This window comes from Nocardioides sp. S5-5, assembly GCF_054954065.1.
In genome coordinates this window covers 4,562,746-4,584,868 of sequence record NZ_CP199913.1, presented here as the reverse complement: position 1 = coordinate 4,584,868, position 22,123 = coordinate 4,562,746, and the positions used below count along the sequence as shown (strand labels likewise).

At 72.4% G+C, this 22,123-nt stretch carries 18 protein-coding genes; 10 read left to right on the top strand and 8 right to left on the bottom strand.

The genetic code is table 11. The features are described from left to right. The first annotated feature begins 1 nt into the window (after window position 1). The 8 genes from ACUP6Y_RS22145 to ACUP6Y_RS22110 all read left to right on the top strand — a co-directional run bounded on the left by ACUP6Y_RS22145 (window position 2) and on the right by ACUP6Y_RS22110 (window position 11,883). Window positions 2-571, top strand: coding sequence for a sugar O-acetyltransferase (locus ACUP6Y_RS22145; RefSeq protein ID WP_462553157.1), 570 nt, complete (start codon window positions 2-4; stop codon window positions 569-571). Beyond that, a complete protein-coding gene (locus ACUP6Y_RS22140) occupies window positions 568-1,524 on the top strand; it encodes a patatin-like phospholipase family protein (RefSeq protein WP_462553155.1) in 957 nt (318 codons plus the stop codon). The genes ACUP6Y_RS22145 and ACUP6Y_RS22140 overlap by 4 nt, the downstream gene beginning before the upstream one ends. After that, entirely contained in the window at window positions 1,524-2,579 is a 1,056-nt protein-coding gene (locus ACUP6Y_RS22135; protein WP_462553153.1) for a TetR/AcrR family transcriptional regulator, read from the top strand. Before ACUP6Y_RS22140 ends, ACUP6Y_RS22135 begins: the two co-directional genes overlap by 1 nt. Then, entirely contained in the window at window positions 2,549-2,686 is a 138-nt protein-coding gene (locus ACUP6Y_RS22130) for a hypothetical protein (protein ID WP_462553151.1), read from the top strand. Before ACUP6Y_RS22135 ends, ACUP6Y_RS22130 begins: the two co-directional genes overlap by 31 nt. An 11-nt stretch (window positions 2,687-2,697) precedes the next feature. Further along, window positions 2,698-6,093, top strand: a complete 3,396-nt coding sequence (recC, locus tag ACUP6Y_RS22125) for an exodeoxyribonuclease V subunit gamma (protein WP_462553149.1) — start codon at window positions 2,698-2,700, stop codon at window positions 6,091-6,093. After that, complete coding sequence (locus ACUP6Y_RS22120) at window positions 6,090-9,440, top strand: UvrD-helicase domain-containing protein (protein WP_462553148.1); 3,351 nt, start codon at window positions 6,090-6,092, stop codon at window positions 9,438-9,440. The genes recC and ACUP6Y_RS22120 overlap by 4 nt, the downstream gene beginning before the upstream one ends. Beyond that, entirely contained in the window at window positions 9,437-11,206 is a 1,770-nt protein-coding gene (gene recD, locus ACUP6Y_RS22115) for an exodeoxyribonuclease V subunit alpha (protein WP_462553146.1), read from the top strand. Before ACUP6Y_RS22120 ends, recD begins: the two co-directional genes overlap by 4 nt. Window positions 11,207-11,274: 68 nt before the next feature. Further along, window positions 11,275-11,883: an ACT domain-containing protein gene (locus tag ACUP6Y_RS22110; protein WP_462553144.1), complete on the top strand. Its 609-nt coding sequence runs from the start codon at window positions 11,275-11,277 to the stop codon at window positions 11,881-11,883. An 18-nt stretch (window positions 11,884-11,901) separates the two neighbouring features. On the opposite strand, the gene ACUP6Y_RS22105 is transcribed toward ACUP6Y_RS22110, so the two are convergent. The 3 genes from ACUP6Y_RS22105 to ACUP6Y_RS22095 are packed head-to-tail and all read right to left on the bottom strand — an operon-like array spanning window position 11,902 to window position 13,071. Then, window positions 11,902-12,348: a nitroreductase family deazaflavin-dependent oxidoreductase gene (locus tag ACUP6Y_RS22105; protein ID WP_462553142.1), complete on the bottom strand. Its 447-nt coding sequence runs from the start codon at window positions 12,346-12,348 to the stop codon at window positions 11,902-11,904. Between the two features lie 28 nt (window positions 12,349-12,376). After that, window positions 12,377-12,703, bottom strand: a complete 327-nt coding sequence (locus ACUP6Y_RS22100; RefSeq protein ID WP_462553140.1) for a thioredoxin family protein — start codon at window positions 12,701-12,703, stop codon at window positions 12,377-12,379. Further along, the gene (locus ACUP6Y_RS22095; RefSeq protein WP_462553138.1) at window positions 12,700-13,071 is read right to left on the bottom strand and encodes a MerR family transcriptional regulator; all 372 of its coding nucleotides are present in this window, start codon (window positions 13,069-13,071) and stop codon (window positions 12,700-12,702) included. The genes ACUP6Y_RS22100 and ACUP6Y_RS22095 overlap by 4 nt, the downstream gene beginning before the upstream one ends. A 145-nt stretch (window positions 13,072-13,216) precedes the next feature. Between ACUP6Y_RS22095 and ACUP6Y_RS22090 the strand changes: the two genes are divergently transcribed. Further along, complete coding sequence (locus ACUP6Y_RS22090) at window positions 13,217-14,179, top strand: 1,4-dihydroxy-2-naphthoyl-CoA synthase (RefSeq protein WP_462553136.1); 963 nt, start codon at window positions 13,217-13,219, stop codon at window positions 14,177-14,179. Between the two features lie 79 nt (window positions 14,180-14,258). Here the strand turns inward: ACUP6Y_RS22090 and ACUP6Y_RS22085 are convergent, their stop codons facing one another. From ACUP6Y_RS22085 to mobF, 5 genes are all read right to left on the bottom strand, one after another. Further along, window positions 14,259-15,557, bottom strand: coding sequence for an ISL3 family transposase (locus ACUP6Y_RS22085; protein ID WP_462551837.1), 1,299 nt, complete (start codon window positions 15,555-15,557; stop codon window positions 14,259-14,261). 84 nt (window positions 15,558-15,641) lie between these two features. Continuing rightward, window positions 15,642-16,826, bottom strand: coding sequence for a tyrosine-type recombinase/integrase (locus ACUP6Y_RS22080; RefSeq protein WP_462553134.1), 1,185 nt, complete (start codon window positions 16,824-16,826; stop codon window positions 15,642-15,644). A gap of 26 nt (window positions 16,827-16,852) precedes the next feature. Next, window positions 16,853-17,116 carry a helix-turn-helix domain-containing protein gene (locus ACUP6Y_RS22075; protein WP_179728248.1) on the bottom strand — a complete coding sequence of 88 codons (264 nt, stop codon included), beginning with the start codon at window positions 17,114-17,116 and terminating at the stop codon, window positions 16,853-16,855. A 9-nt stretch (window positions 17,117-17,125) separates the two neighbouring features. Next, window positions 17,126-17,341, bottom strand: coding sequence for a helix-turn-helix domain-containing protein (locus ACUP6Y_RS22070; protein ID WP_462553132.1), 216 nt, complete (start codon window positions 17,339-17,341; stop codon window positions 17,126-17,128). Between the two features lie 262 nt (window positions 17,342-17,603). Next, window positions 17,604-20,288: a MobF family relaxase gene (gene mobF, locus ACUP6Y_RS22065; RefSeq protein WP_462553130.1), complete on the bottom strand. Its 2,685-nt coding sequence runs from the start codon at window positions 20,286-20,288 to the stop codon at window positions 17,604-17,606. A gap of 519 nt (window positions 20,289-20,807) precedes the next feature. On the opposite strand from mobF, the gene ACUP6Y_RS22060 reads away from it, so the two are divergent. Continuing rightward, window positions 20,808-22,112 (top strand): IS256 family transposase, encoded by a 1,305-nt coding sequence (locus tag ACUP6Y_RS22060; RefSeq protein ID WP_462553128.1) that lies wholly within the window; start codon window positions 20,808-20,810, stop codon window positions 22,110-22,112. Window positions 22,113-22,123: the final 11 nt, after the last annotated feature.

Sequence of the window (22,123 nt, the reverse complement as noted above, 5' to 3'; positions counted from 1 at the left end):
CGTGGACGACCCGCGTTCGATGAGGCAGCGGATGCTCGCCGGCGACCTCTACCTCGCCGACGACCCCGAGATCGTCGCCGACCACATCCGGGCCCAGGAGCTGACCGAGGCCTACAACGCGACCGGCATCCACGAGCGCGAGCGGCGTACGGCGATCCTGGGCGAGCTCCTCGGCGGGATCGGCGAGGAGAGCGCGATCCGCCCGCCGCTGCGGGTCGACTACGGCAGCCAGATCCGCGTGGGGGCGCGGGTCTTCGCGAACTTCGGCCTGGTCGCCCTCGACGTCGCCGACATCACCATCGGCGACGACGTGCAGATCGGGCCCAACGTGCAGCTGCTCACCCCGCTGCACCCGCTCGCGGCCGGCCCGCGCCGCGACAAGTGGGAGAACGCCGCCCCGATCACGATCGGCGACAACGTCTGGCTCGGCGGCGGCGTGATCGTCTGTCCCGGCGTCACCATCGGCGCCGACACGGTGGTCGGGGCCGGCTCGATCGTGACCCGCGACCTGCCCGCCGGCGTGCTGGCGGTCGGCAACCCCGCCCGGGTGGTGCGAGAGCTGCCCGCATGAGGCGGCCCCTCACGACATCCCTGCTGGCGGCGCTCCGGGAGCGGCGGCATGCGGGCAGCCGGCCCGGGCAGCGCAGCGACGGGTTCCGGATCGCCCTGGCCATCGAGGGCGGCGGGAGCCGGGCGGCGTACTCCGCCGGGATGGCGCTCGCCCTCGACGAGGCCGGGCTCACCGACTGCTTCGACCACGTCTACGGGACCTCCGGCGGCGCGCTCAACGGCGCCTGGCTGCTGACCGGCGAAGCACGGCGCTGGCTGCGCAGCTGGGCCTGGCCCGAGGTCGCGGAGGCCAGGGTGACCGACCCGCGGCGCCTGTTCCGCGGCGGCCCGGTGGTCGACCTGCGCCGGTTGGTCCACCACGTCTACGAGTCGATCACGCCGATGGACTTCGACGCGATCGTCGCCAACCCGATCGGCTTCCACCCGATCGCGACCGACGCCGCCACCGGCAAGGAGACCGACCTGGCGCCGTACGTCGTGGACCGGCTCGGTGCCCAGACCGCGCTGCGGGCGAGCTCCTGCATCCCGCTGCTCGCGGGACGGCCGGTGCGCCTGGGCGACCGGAGGTATGTCGACGGCGGGCTGTCCGAGGGCGTGCCGTACCGCACCGCGCTGGCCCAGGGCGCCACCCACGTGCTGGTGCTGCGCACCCGCCGTACCGACCAGCGCGCGGTGCCGCCGTCCCGGTTGGAGCGGGCCCTGCTGGCGCCGTACTTCCTGCGGCACGGGCGGGCCGCCGGCGCCGCGCACGTCGAGCGGTTCCGCTCGTACGCCGCCGACGACCTCCGCCTCGCCGCGGGCACGCTCGCTGAGGTGCCGACGCTGGTGGAGGTGCGCCCGCCGCTCGGCTCGCCGGACGTGTCGCGGCTCAGCGCCGACCTGTTCGCGATCGAGGACGCGATCGAGCGGGGCCGGTTGGTGATGGCCGAGTACCTCGACCGGCTGCCCGGCTGATGCCCGAGACCGTCCCGCAGCGTCGCCCGCGCAACCGCAAGCAGCTGATCGTCGCGGCCGCCGCGCGGCAGTTCGAGCGGGCCGGCTTCCACGACGCGTCGGTCGCCGACATCGCCGCGGAGGTGGGCGTCTCGGCCTCCGCGCTCTACCGGCACTTCAAGGGGAAGTCCGACCTCCTCGCTGCCGCGGTCGAGCAGGAGATCGAGCTGCTCGAGCAGGCGTACGACGGTCCGGCCGGCCTGCCCGCGCTGCTCGACCACGCAGCGACGCTGCTGCTGCGTCCCGACCGGCCCGGCAGCGTGTGGCAGCGCGGGCAGGTGTTCTTGGAGCCGGATCGCGCGGCGGGTCTGGAGGTGCGCTACCGCGACGCCCTGGAGCCCCTCCGGCGCGTCGTCGGTGGGGAGGTGCCGGCCTGGGCGGTGCATTCCGTGCTCACGGAGGGGCGAGCCTTCGAGCGGGCGCGGGTCGACCGTGACCGGGCGCGTCAGCTGATGGTGGGGGCGGCCAGCGCGGTGGCTCAGCTGGCCGACCTGCTGCCGGGCGGTGCGGTCGTGCCGCGGCTGCCAGGCCCCGGCAGTGGGCTGCGGCCGGCGTCGCGGCGCGAGGCGGCGCTCTCGGCCGCCGTACGTCTCTTCGCGGAACGGGGCTTCCACGCCGTCGGCATGGACGACATCGGTGCCGCGGCGGGGATCTCCGGGCCGACGCTCTACCACCACTTCCCGCGGAAGTCGGCGCTGCTGACCCACGTGCTCGCCCGTTGCCTGGACGCGATGCAGTTCGACCTCGCCGGCGTCCTGGCCACCACCGGCGACCCGGCGGAGGCGCTGGAGAAGGCGCTGGCCTCGCTGGTGCGGATCAACGTCGCCCAGGGGGACGCGCTGGCCGCGCTGTTCACGAGCTGGTCCACGTCCCCGAGGACGAGCGGGCGCCGATCCGGCGGATGCAGCGGGACTATGTCGAGGAGTGGGTGGTGCTGCTCGTCGCGTGCCGTCCCGAGCTGGCGCGATCCGACGCACACGCGCTGGTGCGGACCACGCAGACGGTGGTCAACCTGATGCGGCTGCGGCTGCCGCTCGCCGAGGCGGCCCAGTGCGACGCGCTGCTGCGGATCGGCCGGGCCGTCCTGGGGACACCGTCGGGTTCTGCCGAACGTCTCCTCTAGCCTCGACCGCGATGACCCTCCAGCTGCACCGCGCCGCGCGGACAGACCTGCTCGCCGACGAGCTCGGCGGGCTGTTGGCGACGCCGCTGGCCGACCCGTTCGCCAGCGAGGTCGTGGTGGTGCCGGCGCGCGGTGTCGAGCGCTGGCTCACCCAGCGGCTGTCCCACCGGCTCGGCGCCGGGCCGGCCGGGGGCGACGGGGTCTGCGCGGGGGTGCGCTTCCTCCAGCCGGCCTCGCTGGTCGGGCTGCTGCTCGGCCGCGACCGCGACGACCCCTGGCATCCCGACCGTCTGGTCTGGCCGCTGCTCGCGACCATCGACGAGTCGCTCGGCGAGTCGTGGTGCGCGACCCTGGCGACCCACCTCGGTCACGGTCTCGACGGCGAGGAGGGCGAGCTGCGCCGCAGCCGCCGGTGGTCGGTGGCGCGTCGCCTCGCGGAGCTGTTCGCGTCGTACGCCGTCCAGCGGCCCGCGCTGGTCCGCGACTGGCGCGAGGGCCGCGACACCGACGGCGCGGCGGAGCCGCTGGCGCCGGACCTGATGTGGGAGGCCGAGCTGTGGCGCCGGCTGCTCGCGCGGATGGCCGCGGCGGGGCACGCGGAGTCTCCCGACGTGCGCCACGACCGGGTCTGCGCGGCGCTGCGGGCCGGCGAGGTCGCCGGGCTCGACCTGCCCGGCCGGCTCTCGCTGTTCGGCCACACCCGGCTGCCCGAGACCGAGATCGACCTGCTCGTCGCGCTGGCCGCTCATCGCGACGTCCACCTCTGGCTGGCGCAGCCGTCGGCCGCGCTGTGGTCGGCCGTCGTCTCCGCCGGCGTCGCCGTGGGCGCGCGGGACGCGTCCACGTCCGCCGAGCTGGCCCGCCACCCGCTGCTCGCCTCGCTCGGCCGTGACGCCCGGGAGCTCGCGAGCGTGCTGGGGGGGCGGGTGCGGGCGGGGGAGGCGACCGACGCCGGCGCGGCGCCCGATCCGGAGGCGCCCGACGACCTGCTGGGCTGGCTGCAGGCCGACCTGCGGGCCAACGCCGCGCTGTCCGCCGAGGACCGGGCGGCGCGGGTGCTGCGGGCCGACGACCGGTCCCTTCAGGTGCATGCCTGCCACGGTCCGGCGCGTCAGGTCGAGGTGCTGCGCGAGCTGCTCGTCGGCCTGCTCGAGGACGACCCGACCCTGGAGCCGCGCGACATCGTCGTGATGTGCCCCGACATCGAGACCTATGCGCCGCTGATCTCCGCGGGCTTCGGCATGGGCGAGCTGATCGGCGAGGGATCCGGCGGCCCAGGTGCCGCTGGGCTGCACCCGGCCCACCAGCTGCGGGTCCGGCTCGCCGACCGCGCCACCAGCAGCACCAACCCGCTGCTCGCGGTCGCCGTGGTGCTGGTCGAGCTCGCGGGCGGCCGGGCGACCGCGTCCCAGGTGCTCGACCTGCTGGCCCGGCCGGTGTGCCGGCGGCGGTTCGGGTTCACCGACGACGACCTCGCCCGGATGACCCGCTGGGTGGCCGAGGCCGGGGTTCGGTGGGGGATCGACGCGACCCAGCGAGCGGCGTACGCCATGGAGGGCTTCGAGCACAACACCTGGCGGGCCGGGCTCGACCGGCTGCTGCTCGGCGTCGCGATGAGCGACGACGAGCACCGCCACGTCGGGCGCGGGCTGCCGGTCGACGACATCGCCAGCGGCGAGATTGAGCTGGTCGGCCGACTGAGCGAGGCCGTCGCCCGGCTCGGCGCGTGCCTGGCCGCCCTCGACGCCGCGACCGCCGCGGAGCAGTGGTTCGCCGCGCTCACTGCGGGCGTGCGCGACCTGTGCGAGGTCGAGGACGACGACGCCTGGCAGGTCCCGCAGTTCGAGCGCGAGCTGGCCCGCGCCCGGGCGAGCGCCGATGAGAGCGATCCCGACGTACCGCTGCGGCTGGCCGACGTGCGCGCCCTCCTGCAGGGCCGGCTGGCCGGCCGCCCCACCCGTGGCAACTTCCGCACCGGGATGCTCACGGTCAGCACCATGGTCCCGATGCGCTCGGTGCCCCACCGGGTGGTGTGCCTGGTCGGCCTCGACGACGGGGTCTTCCCGCGCACCAGCGGGGTCAACGGCGACGACGTGCTCGGCCGCCGGCCACGGGTCGGCGAGCGCGACCTGCGTGGCGAGGACCGCCAGCTGCTGCTCGACGCGATCCTCGCGGCCGGCGAGCGGCTGGTCGTCACCTACACCGGCGCCGCCGAGCACACCGGACAGGAGCGACCCCCGGCGGTGCCGTTGGGTGAGCTGCTCGACGCGCTCGACCGCACCGCCGCCGCGCCCGTGCGCGAGCGGGTCGTCGTACGCCATCCGCTGCAGGGCTTCGACCCGCGCAACCACCTGCCCGGCGAGCTCGTCGGTCCGGGGCCGTTCAGCTTCGACCGGGCCTCGCTCGCCGGAGCGCGGGCGTCGGTGCGGGAGCGGACGCCGGTCCCGGCGTTCCTCGACGGGGCGCTGCCCGCGCGGGCGCGGCAGGACGTGTCGCTCGCCGATCTGGTGGACTTCGTCCATCGCCCGGCGCGCACCTTCCTGCGCGGCCGCCTCGACATCGCCACGCCGTTCGAGCCCGGTGAGGTCGCCGACGCGATCCCCGTCGATCTCGACAACCTCGAGAAGTGGGCGATCGGCGACCGGCTGCTGCGCGCCGTGCTCTCCTCCGACGACCCGGCCACCACCGGCGAGGCGGTGATGCTCGCCGAGCAGCTGCGCGGCTCGCTGCCCCCCTTCGCCCTCGGGCGCGACGCCCTCGGCGACGTCGTCCGCGACTGCCAGGCCCTGCTCCAGCAGAGCGCGCCGCTGCGCTCGGCCCCCGCGCGCAGCGTCGACGTCGATGTCGACCTGGGCGGTGGCCGCCGGCTCACCGGCACCGTCCCCCGCGTCCACGGCAGCCAGCTCGTCGACGTCGGCTACTCCCGGCCCGGTCCCAAGCAGCGCCTCGCCTCCTGGCTCCAGGTCGTCGCGCTCAGCGCCAGCCACCCCGACGAGAACTGGACCGGTCACGCGATCGCCCGTGGCCGGAGCGGTCCCCAGCGCGCGCTGTGCGGCCCCCTCGACCACCGCGCGGCCGAGTGGCTGGCCGCCGTCGTCGCGCTCTACGACGAGGGCGCGACCCGTCCGCTCCCGATCCCGCTCAAGACCGCGCACGCCTGGGCCGAGGCCCGGGCCAAGGAGCTGCGGGGGATGGACATCGACCCGGTCGAGGCCGCCGCGCGCGCCTGGACCACCGACCCGTTCAACCAGTGGGGCATCGCCGGCGAGGACGACGACGCCGCGCACCGCCGGATCTGGGGGCACGACGCCCCCGTGTCGGTGCTGGTCGACGCCGGGCTGCCGTCGTACGCGTGGACGCTGTGGGAGCCGCTGCTCGCCGGTGCCGAGAAGGTGGGTCCGCTGTGACCACCCCGATGACCCCCTTCGACATCCGTGGCCCGCTGCCGACCGGCACCACCCTGCTCGAGGCCAGCGCCGGCACCGGCAAGACCTGGACCATCGGCGCGTTGGTGACCCGCTACGTCGCCGAGGAGGGCGTGCCGCTCGAGCAGCTGCTCGTCGTCACCTTCGGGCGGGCGGCGAGCCAGGAGCTGCGCGAGCAGGTACGCCGCCAGCTGGTCGAGGCCGAGCGGGCTCTCGCCGGAACGCCCGACGACGAGCCCACCGAGGTGATCGAGCAGCTCCTCGACTGCCCGCCCGAGGAGCGTCTGATCCGGCACCGCCGGGTCGCGCAGGCGCTCGCGGACTTCGACGCCGCGACCATCGCCACCATCCACCAGTTCTGCTCGCTGGTGCTCGACTCGCTCGGTGTCGCGGGCGACACCGACGCCCGGGCGCGGCTGGTCGAGAACCTCGACGACATGCTGGTCGAGGTGGTCGACGACCTCTACCTGCGCGCCTTCGCCCAGCTCCCCGCCGGCACCGCGCCGGCCTTCACCCACGCCGAGGGGCTCGCCATCGCGCGCCGGGTCGTGGGCGACTCGCAGGCCGACCTGGAGCCCGCCGACCTGCCCCGCGACGACCCGGCCGGGCGGCGGGTGGCGTTCGCGACGGCGGTGCGCCAGGAGATCGGCCGCCGCAAGCGCCGCCTCGGCGTGCTGTCCTACGACGACCTGCTGGACCAGCTCGCCCACGCGCTCGAGGAGGAGGGCTCCCCGGCCAGGGCGCGGATGCGCGCGCGGTGGCGGATCGTGCTCGTCGACGAGTTCCAAGACACCGACCCGGTGCAGTGGAAGGTCTTCGACCGGGCGTTCAGCGGCCACGCCACGATGGTGCTGATCGGCGACCCCAAGCAAGCGATCTACGCCTTCCGCGGCGGCGACGTGACGACGTACCTCACCGCCGCGGAGACCGCCACCACCCGCCAGACCCTCGCGGTCAACCGGCGCAGCGACGCCGGCCTGGTCGCCGGCTTCGGTCGGCTGCTCGGCGGTGCCGAGCTCGGCGACCCGCGGATCGTGGTCCACGACGTGCAGGCCCACCACCAGGAGCCGCGGCTGGCAGGGGCGCCGAAGCCGGCGCCGTTCCGGATGCGGGTGGTGCGTCGCGAGACCTTCCGCAAGCGGGGCAGCACCGCCCTTCCGGTCAACCAGGTCCGGCCCCACATCGCCCGCGACCTCGCCCACGACATCCGGGCGCTGGTCACCAGCGGCGCGACCTTCGCCGGACGTGCGCTGCGTCCCGACGACATCGCGGTCATCTGCTACCGCCACGCCGACCTCGCCGCCGCTCGCAGCGCCCTGCTCGAGGTCGGCGTCGCGGCCGTGATCGCCGGCGGCGGCAGCGTGTTCGCGACCCCGGCCGCCGTCGAGTGGCTCTCGCTGCTCGAGGCGCTCGAGCAGCCCCACCGCACTCCGCGGGTGCGGGCCGCGGCGCTCACCTCCTTCCTGGGCTACGACGCCGCGACGCTCGACGCCGGTGGCGACGATCTCAGCGACGACCTCGGCGACCGGCTCCGGTCGTGGTCCGAGGCGCTCGGCCGCCGCGGGGTCGCCGCGGTCGTGGAGGCCGCCACGTCGGGCGGCATGCCCGAGCGGCTGCTGAGCCAGGTCGGCGGGGAGCGCACCCTCACCGACCTGCGCCACATCGGCGAGGTGCTCCACGAGGCCGCGCTGCGCGAGCAGATGGGTGCCGTGGCGCTGCTCGCCTGGCTGCGCCAGCAGGTGCTCGAGGCGCGCGACGGTCGGGGGGCCGAGCGGACCCGGCGCCTCGACTCCGACGCCGACGCCGTGCAGCTGGTGACGATCCATGCCAGCAAGGGCCTGCAGTACCCCGTCGTCTACCTCCCCTCGCTCGCCGACCGCTGGGTCGGCAAGCCCGACAAGCCGTTGTTCCACGACGCGTCCGGTCGTCGGTGCCTCGACGTCGCCGGCGCCGGCCCCGACTGGAGCGGTCACGTGCGGCGCTGGCGCGACGAGGAGAACGGCGAGTGGCTGCGACTGCTCTACGTCGCCCTCACCCGCGCACAGTGCCAGGTCGTCGCCTGGTGGGCGCCGACCCGCAACGCCGAGGCCTCGCCGCTCCATCGGCTGCTGCTGCGAGGTCCGGCCGCCGACGGCGACGGCCTGAGCGGCGTGGTCCCGGTGGACCCGGCGGTGCCCGACGAGGACGCGGCGACGCGGCTCTTCGCGACCTGGCGCGACCGGGGCGCGTTCGTGCCCGAGGTCGCCGAGCCCGGGCCCGCGCTGCCGCCGGTGCCGCGGGACCCGCCGGCCGCGCTGGGCGCCCGCGACTTCACCCGCGCCGTCGACACCGGCTGGCGGCGCACCTCCTACTCCGCGCTGAGCCATGTCGACCTCGGCGCTCCCGTCCCCGGCGTCGGCAGCGAGCCCGAGGTCGCGCCGAAGGACGACGAGGACCTGCCGCCGGTGGTCGAGGTCGCGACGCCCGACCCGGCGCTCGCCGTACCCTCGCCGATGGCGGGGCTTCCGGTGGGCGCCACCTTCGGCTCGTTGGTCCACGCGGTCCTGGAGCATGCCGACCCGGCGGTGCCCGACCTGCGTGCCGAGCTGCTCGGCCACATCGAGGAGCAGCTGACCTGGTGGCCGGTCGCGCTCGACCCCGACATCCTCGCCGACGCCCTGGTCGCGGTGCTCGACACCCCGCTCGGGCCGCTGATGGACGACACCACGCTGCGGCGGATCGGCACGACCGACCGGCTCTGCGAGCTCGACTTCGAGCTGCCGCTCTCCGGCGGCGACCACCCGGTCCACCAGGCGCGCTCGAGTGACGAGGTGCTGCTCGGCGACGTCGCGTCGTTGCTGCGGGCGCAGCTGCCCGAGGGTGACCCGGTCCGGGCGTACGCCGACGCGCTCGACAACCCGCTGCTCGGCGGCCAGGTGCTGCGCGGCTACCTCACCGGCTCGATCGACGTGGTGCTCCGGCTGCCCTCGGCCGACGGTGAGCCGCGCTATGTCGTCATCGACTACAAGACCAACTGGCTCGGACCTACCGACGAGCCGCTGACCGCGGGCGCGTACCGGCCGAGGGCCCTCGACGAGGCGATGGGGCACTCCGACTATCCGCTCCAGGCGCTGCTGTACGCCGTCGTGCTGCACCGCTTCCTGCGCTGGCGCCAGCCCGGCTACGACCCCGCGCGCCACCTCGGCGGCGTGGCCTACCTCTACCTGCGCGGCATGTGCGGTCCGGAGACGCCGCGGGTCGACGGCGACCCGTGCGGCATCTTCACCTGGCGCCCGCCGGTCGCGCTCGTGGTGGCCCTGTCCGACCTGCTCGACGGGGTGCGGCCATGACCGAGATCTTCGAGCCGACCTCGGCCCACGACCCGCGCCTGGCCCGTCGGGTCGACGGGCTGCTCGGCGCCTTCAACGTCGCGGGAGTGGTGGACGCGGCCGACGTCCGGGTCGCCGAACGGGTGGCCGCGCTGGCCGGCGAGGACGACGAGCGGGTGCTGCTGGCGGTCGCGCTCGCGGTCCGCTCGGTCCGGGGCGGCTCGGTCGGCCTCGACCTCGACGCCCTGCCGGACCTCGACGGGACCGACCTCTCCTGGCCCGACCGGACCGACTGGGTGGCTGCGATCGGGGGGTCCGCATTGGTGGCCGCCGGGGTGCTGCACGTCGAGCACGACCTGGTCTACCTCGACCGCTACCACCGGCTCGAGCGCCAGGTCGCCGACGACCTCGCCGCCCGGATCGCCCTCGGCCGGCCGGTGGTCGACGAGGGCGTGCTGGCGGCGACCCTGCGGCGGGTCAGCGGCGACCATCTCAGCGCCGAGCAGGCGGCCGCCGTCGAGCACGCCGCCCGGCACCGCACCACCGTGCTGACCGGCGGTCCCGGCACCGGCAAGACCACCACGGTCGCGCGGCTGGTGCTCGCGCTGGCCGACCAGTTCGCGGTCGCCCACCAGCGGCGGATGTCGATCGCGCTGGCCGCGCCGACCGGCAAGGCCGCGACCAGGCTGGAGCAGGCCGTCGAGGAGGAGCTGCGCGCGTTGGGCGCCCTCGGCGAGGGACCCGACCAGATGCCGCCGCCGCAGGGCGTGACCCTCCACCGGCTGCTGGGCTGGCGGCCCGACAACGCCACCCGGTTCCGCCACGACCGCGCCAACCGGCTCAAGTACGACCTGGTCGTGGTCGACGAGGCGTCCATGGTCGACCTGACCATGATGGCCCGACTGCTCGAGGCGGTGCGCCCCGACAGCCGGCTGGTCCTGGTCGGCGACCCGCGCCAGCTCACCTCGGTGGGGGCCGGCGCGGTGCTCTCCGACCTGGTCGCCGGCTTCGCCGCCCACCCTGACCCGCCCGTCGTGGCCCTCACCGAGAACCACCGCTCCACGGAGGAGATCAAGGGGCTGGCCGCGGCCTTGCGCGACGACTCGCCCGACGCGGTCGACCGGGTGCTCGAGGTGCTGCGCGCCGGCACCGGTGAGGTCCGGTGGATCGAGACCGACGACCCGGTGGCCGCGCTGCAGGCCGAATGCACCGCCGCCGCGCTGCGGGTCCGCTCGGCCGCCGTCGATGCGGGACCCGAGGCCGCGCTCGCCGAGATCGAGGGCTTCCGGCTGCTCTGCGCCCACCGCGACGGTCCCTACGGCGTCCGCGTCTGGAACCGCCACGTCGAGCAGTGGCTGGCCGCCGAGCTCGGCGCGCCGCTCGGCTCGGCCTGGTACGCCGGTCGCCCGCTCCTGGTCACCAGCAACGACTACGCCCTCGACGTCTACAACGGCGAGACCGGCGTCGTCGTGACCGACCCGGCCGGTCGGCCCCGGGCCTGGATCGCCGGCGCTGGGGCGCCCCGCCCGTTCGCCCCGGCCCGCCTCGACGCGATCGAGACGATGCACGCGATGACGATCCACAAGAGCCAGGGCAGCCAGGCCACCCGGATCGCCGTCCTGCTGCCCGAGGAGGGCTCGCGCCTGCTCAGCCGCGAGCTCTTCTACACCGCCGTCACCCGGGCGCGGGCGAGCCTGCTCGTGGTGGGCTCGGAGGCCGCCGTACGCGCAGCGGTGACGACGACCGCCCAGCGCGCCACCGGCCTGCGCCACCGCCTCGCGCCCTGAATCGGGCGCCGGGACCAACCGGTGGGCCCGCAACCGGGCCGAAACCTGACCGGGTTAGTGTCGAGACCATGCCCTTCCTGCTCCGCGTACTGCTGCCCGATGTCCCCGGGTCGTTGGGTCGCGTCGCGACGGCGATCGGTATGGCGGGCGGCGACATCGAGGCGATCGAGATCGTCGAGAAGCGCGACGACGGCACCGCCGTCGACGACGTGCTTCTCGAGCTCGACCAGGGGATGATGCCGGACTCGGTGGTCTCGGCGTGCAACGCGCTCGAGGCCGTCGAGGTGCTCTGGATCAGCCGGTACCCCGCCGGCGGCAACCTGGTCATGGACCTCGAGGCCGTCGAGGAGCTCACCGCCTCCCCCGGGGAGGCCTTCGACAGGTTGATCGACCTGCTGCCCGCGACCTTCCGCGTCGACTGGGCGGCCCGGGTCCACCGCGCGAAGGGCGTCGCCTACGGCACCAGCGCCGCGCCCGACGAGCTCGAGTTCGTCGAGCTCGAGTCCCCGACCCGCCTCGAGGCGCCCGAGGACGAAGTCACCCTGTTCGCCGCGGCGCGGCTCGACGGCAACGAGATCGTCGTCATCGGCCGGCGCGGCGGACCGGAGTTCGCCGACTCGGAGATCATGCGGCTCGGTCACCTGTGCGGCCTCGCCGTCACCATCGCGAACAGCTGACCGGCCAGTCGTCCAAGCTCAGGCGTCGGCCGGCTCCAGCAGGAACACGGGGATCTCGCGGTCGGTCTTCTCCTGGTACGACGCATAGGTCGGCCAGGTCGCGACGGCGTGGTCCCACCACTGGCGGCGCTCCTCGCCCTCGGCGATGCGCACCGTGTACGCCTTCGGCTCCGGGCCGTCTTGGAGGTCGACGAGCGGGTTCGCGACGAAGTTCTCGTACCAGCTCGGGTTGTCCGGGGCGCCGCCCTTGGACGCGATGGCGGCGTACACGCCGTCCTTCTCGACCCGCATGACCGGGTTCTTGCGGAGCTTGCCGGACTTGGCGCCGACCGAGGTGATCACCACGATCGGGTCCGTGCCGCCCTGGAGGGTGTTGGCCTCGCGGCCACCGGATGCCTCGTACGCCGCGACCTGGTCGCGGACCCATTGCTGACTGCTGGGCTCGTACTCACCGTGAAGGGTCATGTCCACCACAAGACCACGCCGGGCACCGCTATTCCAGAGCGCCGTCGACCGCGCGCTCGATCGCGGCCTTCGTACGGGCGCCGGCCAGTTGCAGGAGTGGCACACCGTCGCGGAACAGGATCATCGTCGGCAGCCCCAGCACTCGGTGCTCCGCGGCGCGCAGCGGCTGCTGGTCCTGGTTGATCCGGACGACCCGCAGCGCGTCGCCCCGTTCCTCGTCCAGCCGCTCCAGCACCGGCCCGAGCTGGCGGCAGGGCCCGCACCACTCGGCCCACCACTCGACGAGGACCGGCACCTCCGAGGTCAGCACCTCGGCCTCGAAGTCGGCGTCGGTGATCTCCTGCAGGCTACTCATCGCTTCTCCTCGGGTCGGTAGCTCTCGGCGTCGCTCAACAGTCCGGACAGCTCGCCACGCAGCCGGCTCAGCTCCTCGATCCGCCGGTCGATCTCGGCGATCCGCAGCCGGTACGCGTCCAGCGACGAGGGACACACGTCGGCCCGCTCGTTGCCGGCCCGCAGGCACTCGACGAACGGCACCGTCTCGTCGGCGGTGAGACCCAGCGACAGCAGCGCCCGGATCTCGCGTACGACGAGTACGTCCGCGTCGTCGTACTCCCGGTAGCCGTTGGCCGCCCGGCCGGGCGTGATGAGACCGCGCGACTCGTAGTAGCGCACCGCCTTCACGCTGACGCCGGCGCGTTCGGCGAGGTCCTTGATGAGCACGCGTCGACCGTAGACCCTGCCCCCAGGGGCAAGGTCAAGCCGCGGATCCGGGAGGGACTAGACGGTATGACGTGACCCACTTGGGTTAGGTCCCACCGCGACCTAACCCAAGTGGGTCACGTCATACCGTCTAGCGTTCGGTGCCATGAGTGCGATCGAGGGCGTGAGCGAGACGTTCGACGCGAGCCAGTGGGACGTCGTCCCCGGCTTCGAGGACCTGACCGACCTGACCTACCACCGCGCGAAGGCGCACGGCACGGTCCGGATCGCCTTCGACCGCCCCGACGTCCTCAACGCCTTCCGCCCGCACACCGTCGACGAGCTGCTGCGCACCCTCGAGCACGCCCGCACCTCCGGTGACGTCGGCTGCGTGCTGCTGACCGGCAACGGCCCCAGCGCCAAGAACGGCAAGTGGGCCTTCTGCACCGGCGGCGACCAGCGGATCCGTGGCCGTGCCGGCTACCAGTACGAGGACGCTGCCGCTGAGGCCGGCGGTGCGCATCTTTCTGGCGACACCGGCGCCGAGGAGCCCAGCCCGATCGACAGGGCCAAGCTCGCCCGGCTGCACATCCTCGAGTGCCAGCGGCTGATCCGATTCATGCCGAAGGTCGTCATCTGCGTCGTACCCGGCTGGGCGGCCGGTGGCGGCCACAGTCTGTTCGTCACCTGCGACCTCGCCCTCGCGTCGGCCGAGCACGCCCGCTTCAAGCAGACCGACGCCGACGTGGGCTCCTTCGACGGGGGCTACGGCTCGGCGTACCTCGCGCGTCAGGTCGGCCAGAAGTTCGCCCGCGAGATCTTCTTCCTCGGCCAGGAGTACGACGCCGACGACGCCGTCCGGATGGGCGCCGCCAACCGCTCCGTCCCCCATGCCGAGCTCGAGGCCACCGCCCTCGAGTGGGGCCGGCTGATCAACGGCAAGAGCCCCACCGCCCAGCGGATGCTCAAGTACTCCTTCAATCTGCTCGATGACGGACTCGTCGGCCAGCAGCTGTTCGCCGGCGAGGCCACCCGGCTCGCGTACATGACCGATGAGGCGCAGGAGGGGCGCGACCAGTTCCTGGAGAAGCGGGAGCCGGACTGGTCGGCGTACCCCTGGTACTACTGAATCGGCCTGTTTGCGCAGGTCAGAGCGTTGCGGACCCTCTCTAGTCCGCAAAAAGTGGCTCTCCTGACGCATCTGTGGGTCAGTTTCGGCCGGGGAGTGCTGGGCGGTAGCCGCCGAGGTTGAGCATCGCGAGGGCGATCAGAGCGTGGGCGGAGTGGAATCCGTAGGCCATGCGGGTGATGAGGCGGATCTTGGTGTTGGTCGACTCGATGAGCCCGTTGGACAGGCCGTGCTCGATCGCTGCGAGGATCCGGGCGCGGTGTTTGACGATGCTCTTCTGCAGCTTCACGAACGCTGGGATCCGGCAGCGACGGGCCCAGCTGACCCAGCGGTCCAGCGCAGCGACGGCGGCCTTGTAGGGCACCCGGAACACCATCCGGAGCCCTTCCTTGAGCAGGTAGGCCCGATACAGCCTCGGGTCGGTCGCAGCGATCCAGGCCAGCATCGTCTGCTGGTTCTCGGTGAGGTCTTCGGGGTTCTTCCACAACGAGTACCGGGCACCCTTGAGCGTCTTGGCCCGCTCGTTGCCGGGCCGGGGCGGCGCGTCCGCGGGTGGGCGTCCACGACCACGCTTCGGCTCCTTCCTGGCCTGCTTGCGGGCGTCGTTCCATGCCTCGCGGCGGACCTCGTCGAGGGCGTCGGTGGCCCACTTCACGATGTGGAACGGGTCAGCGACCCGGACCGCGGCCGGGCACATCTGGGCGACGATGGCGTCGATGAAGTCGGCTCCATCCGCGCTCACGTGGGTGATCAGCTTGCAGCGTTCGGGGCCGAGGAGGTCGAAGAACTCCCGCACGGTCGCTGAGTTGCGTCCCGGGGCGGCCCATACGAGGCGTCGGGTGTCGTGGTCGACCACGACCATCAAGTACTTGTGGCCCTTCTTGTAGGAGATCTCGTCGATCCCGATCCGCCGTAGGCCGGCCAGACGATCATGCTGGGCATCGATGTCAGCCCAGACCCGGGTGATGATCGCCCCGACAGTGCGCCACGCGATTCGCATCAACTCGGTCGCGGTGGTCTTCGAGGCCCGCGTCGCCAGCCAGGCGACCTGATCATCGAAGGCCAGCGTGTGACCGGCGTCGTGCCGAGCCCACGGGACATGCGCGACCACGACACCGTGGTCGCGGCAGCGGACCCGAGGGGTGTCTGCCTCGAGCATCGCGACCGTCGTGCCCAGGTCGAGCGACCGCCAGCGACGCCGTCCCGGCCCGGTGTCGTAGCCAGGACACCGACGCCGACAGATCCCGCACCGGCCCTGTTGCCTGCTGGTGGGTCGGACATGAGCGATCAGGACCTGGGCGTCCTCGTCGTACTCGACCTTCTCGATCACCGTCTTCTCGACCCCGAACACGCCTCGCCATAGGCTGACATCACGCACGCCGCTCTCCTGTGCACCTGGTTCCTGTTCCTAGACAGCTCAGAAACCTAGACAGGAAGCGGCGTGCGGCTCGTTCAGGCGCGCTCAGACACCCACAGGTACGTCAGGAGAGCCGAAAAAGTCCGCAAAATTCGAGAGAGGTCCCTCCGCTGGGCCCTCAGACGCGCCTCCGGCGGGCGTCGCCAGCGCTTGCCGCATCAGGTCGGCGGCTGCCGCCCGGGTGCGGTCTTCGGCCGTCGGCCACAGGTGGCTGTAGGTGTTGAGCGTGGTGGTCGCGCTGGAGTGGCCGAGTGCCCGCTGCACCGTGACGACGTCACACCCGGCCGCGATCAGGCCGGAGGCGTAGAAGTGGCGCAGGTCGTGGAGCCGGATGCGGGCGAGGTGGGCGGCTGAGCGGGTGGCCCGCCACCGCCAGTGAATGGCGTTGTCGTACATCGGCTCGTCGCCGACGGTGAACAGCCAGTGCTCCGTGGTGCGCTCCCTGACGTGGTCGCGGACGTGACGGGCGAGGATGCTCACGAGTTGGTCGGGCAGGTAGACGGTTCGCTCCGAGCCGTACTTGGGAGCACGCAGGACGTACGTCGACCCCTCCCGCTGGAGCTGCCGGGTGACCGCGAGCTGCCCGCGCGCCAGGTCGAGATCGCCGAGCTGTACTGCGGCGGCCTCGGCCTTCCTCAGGCCGGCGAAGGCGCAGAGCGCGACGTAGGCGCGGAAGCCCTTGCGTGTCGAGACCCGCTCGCTGTCGGCGTGCTCGAGCAGACGTCCCACCTCCTCGACCGTGGGGATCCTCATCGCGGCGTCTGCCCGGCGGCGTCGGGGCAGGACGACGCCTGTGCACGGGTCAGCGGTGATCACCCGCTCGGTGACCGCGGCCCGGAAGACCGAGCGGACGACGACGAACCGTGTCTTGATGGTCGTGGCCGCGAGACGACTGCTCTGGTCCTTCACCCACTCCTCGATGTGCGAGCGACGAATGCTTCGCATCGCCAGGTCGGCGAAGGGCACCGATCGGGTGGCGAGGTCGGCGTTGGTCCGGGTCGAGGACACCCACAGCTGCCGGGCCGACCATCGCTCATAGAACTCTCGGAACGTCACCTTCCCCGCGTCGGGATCGACGTAGGTCCCGGTCAGGACGGCGGACCCGACCTCGTTGAGCCAGCGCTGCGCGTCGATCTTGCGGTCGAAGTGGCGGGACCGCTCGCGCCCTTGCTCGTCGCGGTAGCGGGCGCGCCAGGTACCGTCGGGCCGCTTGGCAATGTTTCCGGCCATGGCTGCTCCCTTCCTGACTTCCAGTGTCAGTCGTCGGCGGCGGAGCGTCGTGCGCTCCGCGCAGCCTGTGGAGAACCCTCGGGCTGACGACCCTGCTCTGCGCGCCAGAGCACGAGGTCGGCGCGCCAGTAGCGGACGTGGCGCTGGATCTTGAAGCTGAACGGGCCGGTGCCGCAGTAGCGCCAGTAGCGCATGGTCGCGACGGGGACCCGGAGGAAAGCCGCAGCCTCGTCGATGGTGAGCATCTCGTCGTTCGCGTGGTCGTCGTTGTCGGGACGGGCAGTGGACATCGGGCACTCCTAGCGCGAGGCGTTGACGGGATTGGTGAAGCGCCGGACTTCGGCGACGGTCGTGTACAGCCGGCCGGTGCCGTTGAAGCGCCAGAAGCGTGGGCCGACGCCGCGTCGGCGCCAGTCGCGGACGGTGCGTTGGGGGATGTGGATGAGGGCGCAGAACTCCTCGAAGGTGAGCAGCGCGCTGTCGTTCCACTCGGTGGGGATGTCGATCGGGTTCATCAGGTGGTCCCTTCGGTGTCGTGGATAGTCACCTAGGTCCGGAGAGGCACTGGGAGCGATCAGTTCCTGACGAGTGATCTCGACGGGTGCGATCCCGGACGGACCGATGATGACGACGCAGGTACCCCCCTTTTGCGCCTCGAGGAGGGGGATACCTGGGGGGAACCTGGTGTTTGCGCAGGTCAGCAGGTTCCCCTAAGTCGTTTTCCAGATGGTCTTGACGCGGTGCCGGTGACGGTGCCGGTGACGGGTGCGGGGAGGTTCAGAAGCCGATGGTCGGGCTGGGGGGAACCTGCCGGACGGGTAGGGGAAGCTGATACTCGGGTCGCCTTGGGCGTGGGGTGGGGCCGTAGCGGTCGATGTCGTCCAGGGCACGTTCGCGCGCACGGGCGGGGCCGAGATCGGCCCGGTCACGGGCAAACGTCGTGAGCCACTGCTGACGGGCGTCCTCGACGCTGTCGGCGACGAGATGGGCGGTGTTGGAGTGCCGGCCGCGGGTCATGGCGACGTAGGTCGCGGCGGCGCCGGTGGTCTCGTTGAGGGCGAAGTGGGCGTGGTCGACGGTGTCGCCCTGGGCGCCGTGGACCGTGGTGGCGTAGGCGAGCTCGACATGGGCCTGTGCGTAGTCGCGGGGGAGGGCTCGGGTGCCTCGGTCGCCTCGGATCTGGAGGGTGCCATGGTGATCGGTTCCGGTAATGGTCCAGCGGTCGCGGTTGGCGACGTCGAGGTCGCGGTCGTTGCGTCGGGTGGTGACCTGATCGCCGATCCAGAGTGGTTCGCCGGACCGGGTGCGACCGACCGGAGCGTCGCTGGAGTCGGCACCGTGCCCGGAGCGGTGGTCGGCGTGGCGGCGGTCGCGGATGCCGGCGTTGAGGTCGGCGACCTGGTCCCGGGTGTCGGTAATGACGGTGTCACCGTCGGCCCCGGCCCCGATGAGGGCGGCGGTGCGTTCGACGTCGCTACGGTGGATGACGATGGCGCCGCGGCCGAGGAGCTCGTCGAAGACGTGCACCGGGCGGTTGCCTGTGCGCATCAGCAGGGACAGCTCGGCGTAGGCCGGATCGGTGAACCGGTGGACCGTGTCGAGCGCGACCTGGGCATGGGCGGGTGCCCAACGGGTGGCGTGGTCGAGAACACCGCCGCGGCCGACGGCGGGTAGCTGGTGGCGGTCACCCATGAGAGCGAGCCGGGCGCCGGTCTCGTCGGCGATGGTGAATAGGGCGTGGGCGGTGTCCTGGTCGAGCATCCCGGCCTCGTCGACGAGCAGCAGGTCGCCCGGCGTCAGTCGTGCTCGTGGGTCGAGGAGATGTCGGTCGGTACGGGCGTCGAATGGTTCGCGGGTCCAGCGGCCGTCGGCGTCCCACCGGTAGCCGTACTGGTGGGCGAGCCAGGCCGCCGATGACGCAGTCGACCCGACCTCGGCCTCGGCAACGCGCGCGGCGCGCAGGGTCGGCGTCACCACCATCATCCGGCGCTCCTCCATCCCGAGGACTGCAGCGGTCGCCGCAAGTGTGGTGGTCTTGCCCGCGCCGGCGGCGCCCTCGACGACTACCAACGGACTGCGACCAACGAGCGTCGCGACCACCTGCCGCTGACCGGCGTCGAGGCGCCGCCGGGCGACGACGGGACCGATCCGGACCGGTCGCGTCGCCGACGGATCCTGACCGCCTTGGTCAGCGCGCCGCGCGATGAGGCCGATCAGGTCCGTCTCGACCGCGAGCACCCGCTCGGAGGTCAGCGAGCGGATGTGATCGGGAACGTCTTCACGGTCCACCAGCCGAAGACAGGCGCCGACGGTTCGGGCGGTGAGGTCTTCGACCAGCTCGCGTCGCACGACCGGTTCTACGACGACGCCGGCGGTCGCGACGATCCGTTCGACCTCGCCGCGGACGTCCGCGCTGTTCCACGACGAGCGACGTGACCCGAGCCGGGTGAGCACCAGATCGGTGACGCCGTCGCGATCGATCCCACCGACCGAGGCAGTCGACAACCTTGCGGCAACGATGGGCGGTCGGAACCCGAGGTCGTGGAGCTCCTCGCGCCACCGGGCGACCAGCTCGGAGCCGTCGGTCGGGACCACCTTGTCCGGCCGCGCCTCGGCCCACGCCCGCCGGTCCCAGGCCCGCCGCAGCCCGGTGCCGGGCTCTTGGCCGGGGTGCTCGGCGCGCCACTGGGCCTCGTACCGGTCGACGTGCCGGCCGATCTGCGCCGCGCGGTGGCTGAACTCGCCGGCGAACGGAGCCAGTTCCGCGATCTCGCCGGAGTCGGGGGCGAGCGTGTACCCGTAGGCAGCAAGAACCTGACGGAACTCGGGGTCGCACATGACGGCGGCGTGCCCGATGCCGTTGATGGCCTCGATCGAGTCCACCACTCCGACCGAGTGCAGGGCCCGCCACCGGCCTTGGGCGAACACCCGTGCGTTGACCTGGAGATGAAGGTGGCGGTGCGGGTCGCCGGCGCGGGAGGTGTAGTGCCGCACCACCGCGGCCTCAAGCCGTTCGACCGGGACCTGGACCTGCAGGCCGCGTGGTCCGACCCGGGTGGTGGAGTGCTCGGCCAGCCAGCCGATGATCTCGACCGCCGCCCGGTCCTGCGCGGCGTCGTAGGCGTCGGCGATCTCAGGGTGCAGCGACGCGGCCAGCGACCACGTCTTCGGACCATTGACAACGACTTCGACGAACCGCAGCCCCTTCTCGTCCGTGCGCAGCCGGCCCTTCGGATGCCGGTTGGTGTCGTAGCCCGCGACCCATGCCTCGTACCCGTCCCCGTCGAGGTCGCCGGTCGCGGCGACGGTCGTGCCACCGTCAGGAATTCGCGTCGCGACGAAGCGCTGCGCCACCCCGGAACCCTCAGTCAGGTAGTAGTCATCGGCCCGCGAGCGGTCTGCCTCCACGTAGGTCCGGGCTGCCTTCGCGCAGCCGCGGTAGAACTTCACCCCACCGTGCATGGCCCGAGTCACCGCCCGTCACAACTCGTCAATCACCCCAGAAATGACGCACGGCCCGTCCCAAGGGGACGGACCGAACTACGAACCTTCGTAGCATGCGTGCCGCTCGGTGGGGAGGTTGTGAAGGGCGTTGCCGGAAGTGGTAGGTGAACTCGTCAATGGACGTCATCAGGGGCGGGACGACAACGATCCGAAGCGTGCTGGTGTGATCGTGCTGACGGCTCCGAGGTCTTACGACGAGACTCGGGATCTAGAACCTGCTCGACTTCCAACGCCAGTAGCCATGGCTTACGTAAGTCGGGCCGCCGTCCTCCCGGACAGCGGCGACTGCCAGGAGCGAAACGAACGCACCGAGCTGAACGTCTCTTCGAGTGTGCGTGCTCAGAGCAATGATCAGAACCTGTGGATGGCTCTCGGCGAGGTGACGTGAAGTGGACGTACCTCCCGAGCAAGATCGAAGCCCATGCTCAAGTTCGGATCGGGGTCGGCGTTGGCGCGCCGGCTCGGGAAGGTACGTCCATGCTCAAGGTAGTTCACGACGCTTCGGCGTCCAACGAGGCGGCCGGTGGGTCGCTGCTTGATGAGATCGTCCGCGACGGCGCTCGGCAGATGCTTGCTGCGGCGTTGCAGGCCGAGGTTGCCGCCTATGTCGAGGCGTTCGCTGACGAGGTCGATGAGCAGGGTCGGCGGTTGGTGGTCCGCAACGGGTTCCACCAGCCGAGGGAGGTGACCACGGCCGCGGGTGCGGTCCCGGTACGGGCGCCGCGGGTCAACGACAAGCGCATCGACGAGGCGACCGGGGAGCGGCGACGGTTTGCCTCGGCGATCCTGCCAGCGTGGGCACGGAAGTCGCCGCGGGTGGCGGAGGTGTTGCCGCTGCTGTACCTGCACGGCCTGTCCAGCGGTGACTTCGGGCCAGCGTTGACCCAGTTCCTGGGCACCAGCCACGGCCTGTCGCCAGCGACGATCACCCGGCTGACCAAGGACTGGCAAGACGAGGCGGCCGCGTTCAACAAGCGCTCCCTGGCCGGGCCCGACTACGTGTACGTGTGGGTCGACGGGATCCACCTCAAGGTCCGCCTGGAGCAGGACAAGGTATGTCTGCTGGTGATGATCGGCGTGCGTGCCGACGGTTCGAAGGAGCTGATCGCGCTCGACGACGGACACCGCGAGTCCACCGAGTCCTGGCTCGACCTGCTCCGCTCGTGCAAGCGGCGTGGGATGCGGGCACCGGTCCTCGCGGTCGGTGACGGGGCGCTGGGGTTCTGGGCCGCGCTGCGCGAGGTCTGGCCCGAAACCCACGAGCAGCGCTGCTGGTTCCACAAGATCGCCAACGTCCTCAACGCGCTCCCGAAGTCGGCCCAGCCGGGCGCGAAGACGGCACTGGCGCAGATCTGGAACGCCGAGGACAAGGACCACGCGAGGTCGGCGGTGAAGGCGTTCGCCGCCGACTACGGCACGAAGTGGCCCAAGGCCGTCGCGAAGGTCGCCGATGACCTCGACGTGCTGCTCGCCTTCTACGACTACCCCGCCGAGCACTGGGTCCACCTACGAACCACCAACCCGATCGAGTCGACGTTCGCGACCGTGCGGCTGCGTCAGCGGATCACCAAGGGGCCCGGCTCCCGAGCGGCCGGGATCGCGATGGCGTTCAAACTGATCGAGTCCGCACAGGCCAGGTGGCGTGCCGTGAACGCACCCCACCTCGTCGCGCTCGTCCGTGCCGGCGCAACGTTCAAGAACGGAGTACTCGTCGAACGCCCCAACGACCAAGACGGGCAGCCCTCGAGCCACGAATCAGGAGGTGACGCTCACGCCGCATGACACGCCGATCC

What these genes read in the sequence shown, in the direction of transcription:
- ACUP6Y_RS22140 (WP_462553155.1), top strand. Translation starts at nt 568, where the DNA reads ATGAGGCGGCCCCTCACGACATCCCTGCTGGCGGCGCTCCGGGAGCGG.
- ACUP6Y_RS22135 (WP_462553153.1), top strand. Translation starts at nt 1,524, where the DNA reads ATGCCCGAGACCGTCCCGCAGCGTCGCCCGCGCAACCGCAAGCAGCTG.
- recC (WP_462553149.1), top strand. Translation starts at nt 2,698, where the DNA reads ATGACCCTCCAGCTGCACCGCGCCGCGCGGACAGACCTGCTCGCCGAC.
- recD (WP_462553146.1), top strand. Translation starts at nt 9,437, where the DNA reads ATGACCGAGATCTTCGAGCCGACCTCGGCCCACGACCCGCGCCTGGCC.
- ACUP6Y_RS22110 (WP_462553144.1), top strand. Translation starts at nt 11,275, where the DNA reads ATGCCCTTCCTGCTCCGCGTACTGCTGCCCGATGTCCCCGGGTCGTTG.
- ACUP6Y_RS22105 (WP_462553142.1), bottom strand. Translation starts at nt 12,348, where the DNA reads ATGACCCTTCACGGTGAGTACGAGCCCAGCAGTCAGCAATGGGTCCGC.
- ACUP6Y_RS22100 (WP_462553140.1), bottom strand. Translation starts at nt 12,703, where the DNA reads ATGAGTAGCCTGCAGGAGATCACCGACGCCGACTTCGAGGCCGAGGTG.
- ACUP6Y_RS22090 (WP_462553136.1), top strand. Translation starts at nt 13,217, where the DNA reads ATGAGTGCGATCGAGGGCGTGAGCGAGACGTTCGACGCGAGCCAGTGG.
- ACUP6Y_RS22080 (WP_462553134.1), bottom strand. Translation starts at nt 16,826, where the DNA reads ATGGCCGGAAACATTGCCAAGCGGCCCGACGGTACCTGGCGCGCCCGC.
- ACUP6Y_RS22075 (WP_179728248.1), bottom strand. Translation starts at nt 17,116, where the DNA reads ATGTCCACTGCCCGTCCCGACAACGACGACCACGCGAACGACGAGATG.
- ACUP6Y_RS22070 (WP_462553132.1), bottom strand. Translation starts at nt 17,341, where the DNA reads ATGAACCCGATCGACATCCCCACCGAGTGGAACGACAGCGCGCTGCTC.
- mobF (WP_462553130.1), bottom strand. Translation starts at nt 20,288, where the DNA reads ATGCACGGTGGGGTGAAGTTCTACCGCGGCTGCGCGAAGGCAGCCCGG.
- ACUP6Y_RS22060 (WP_462553128.1), top strand. Translation starts at nt 20,808, where the DNA reads ATGCTCAAGGTAGTTCACGACGCTTCGGCGTCCAACGAGGCGGCCGGT.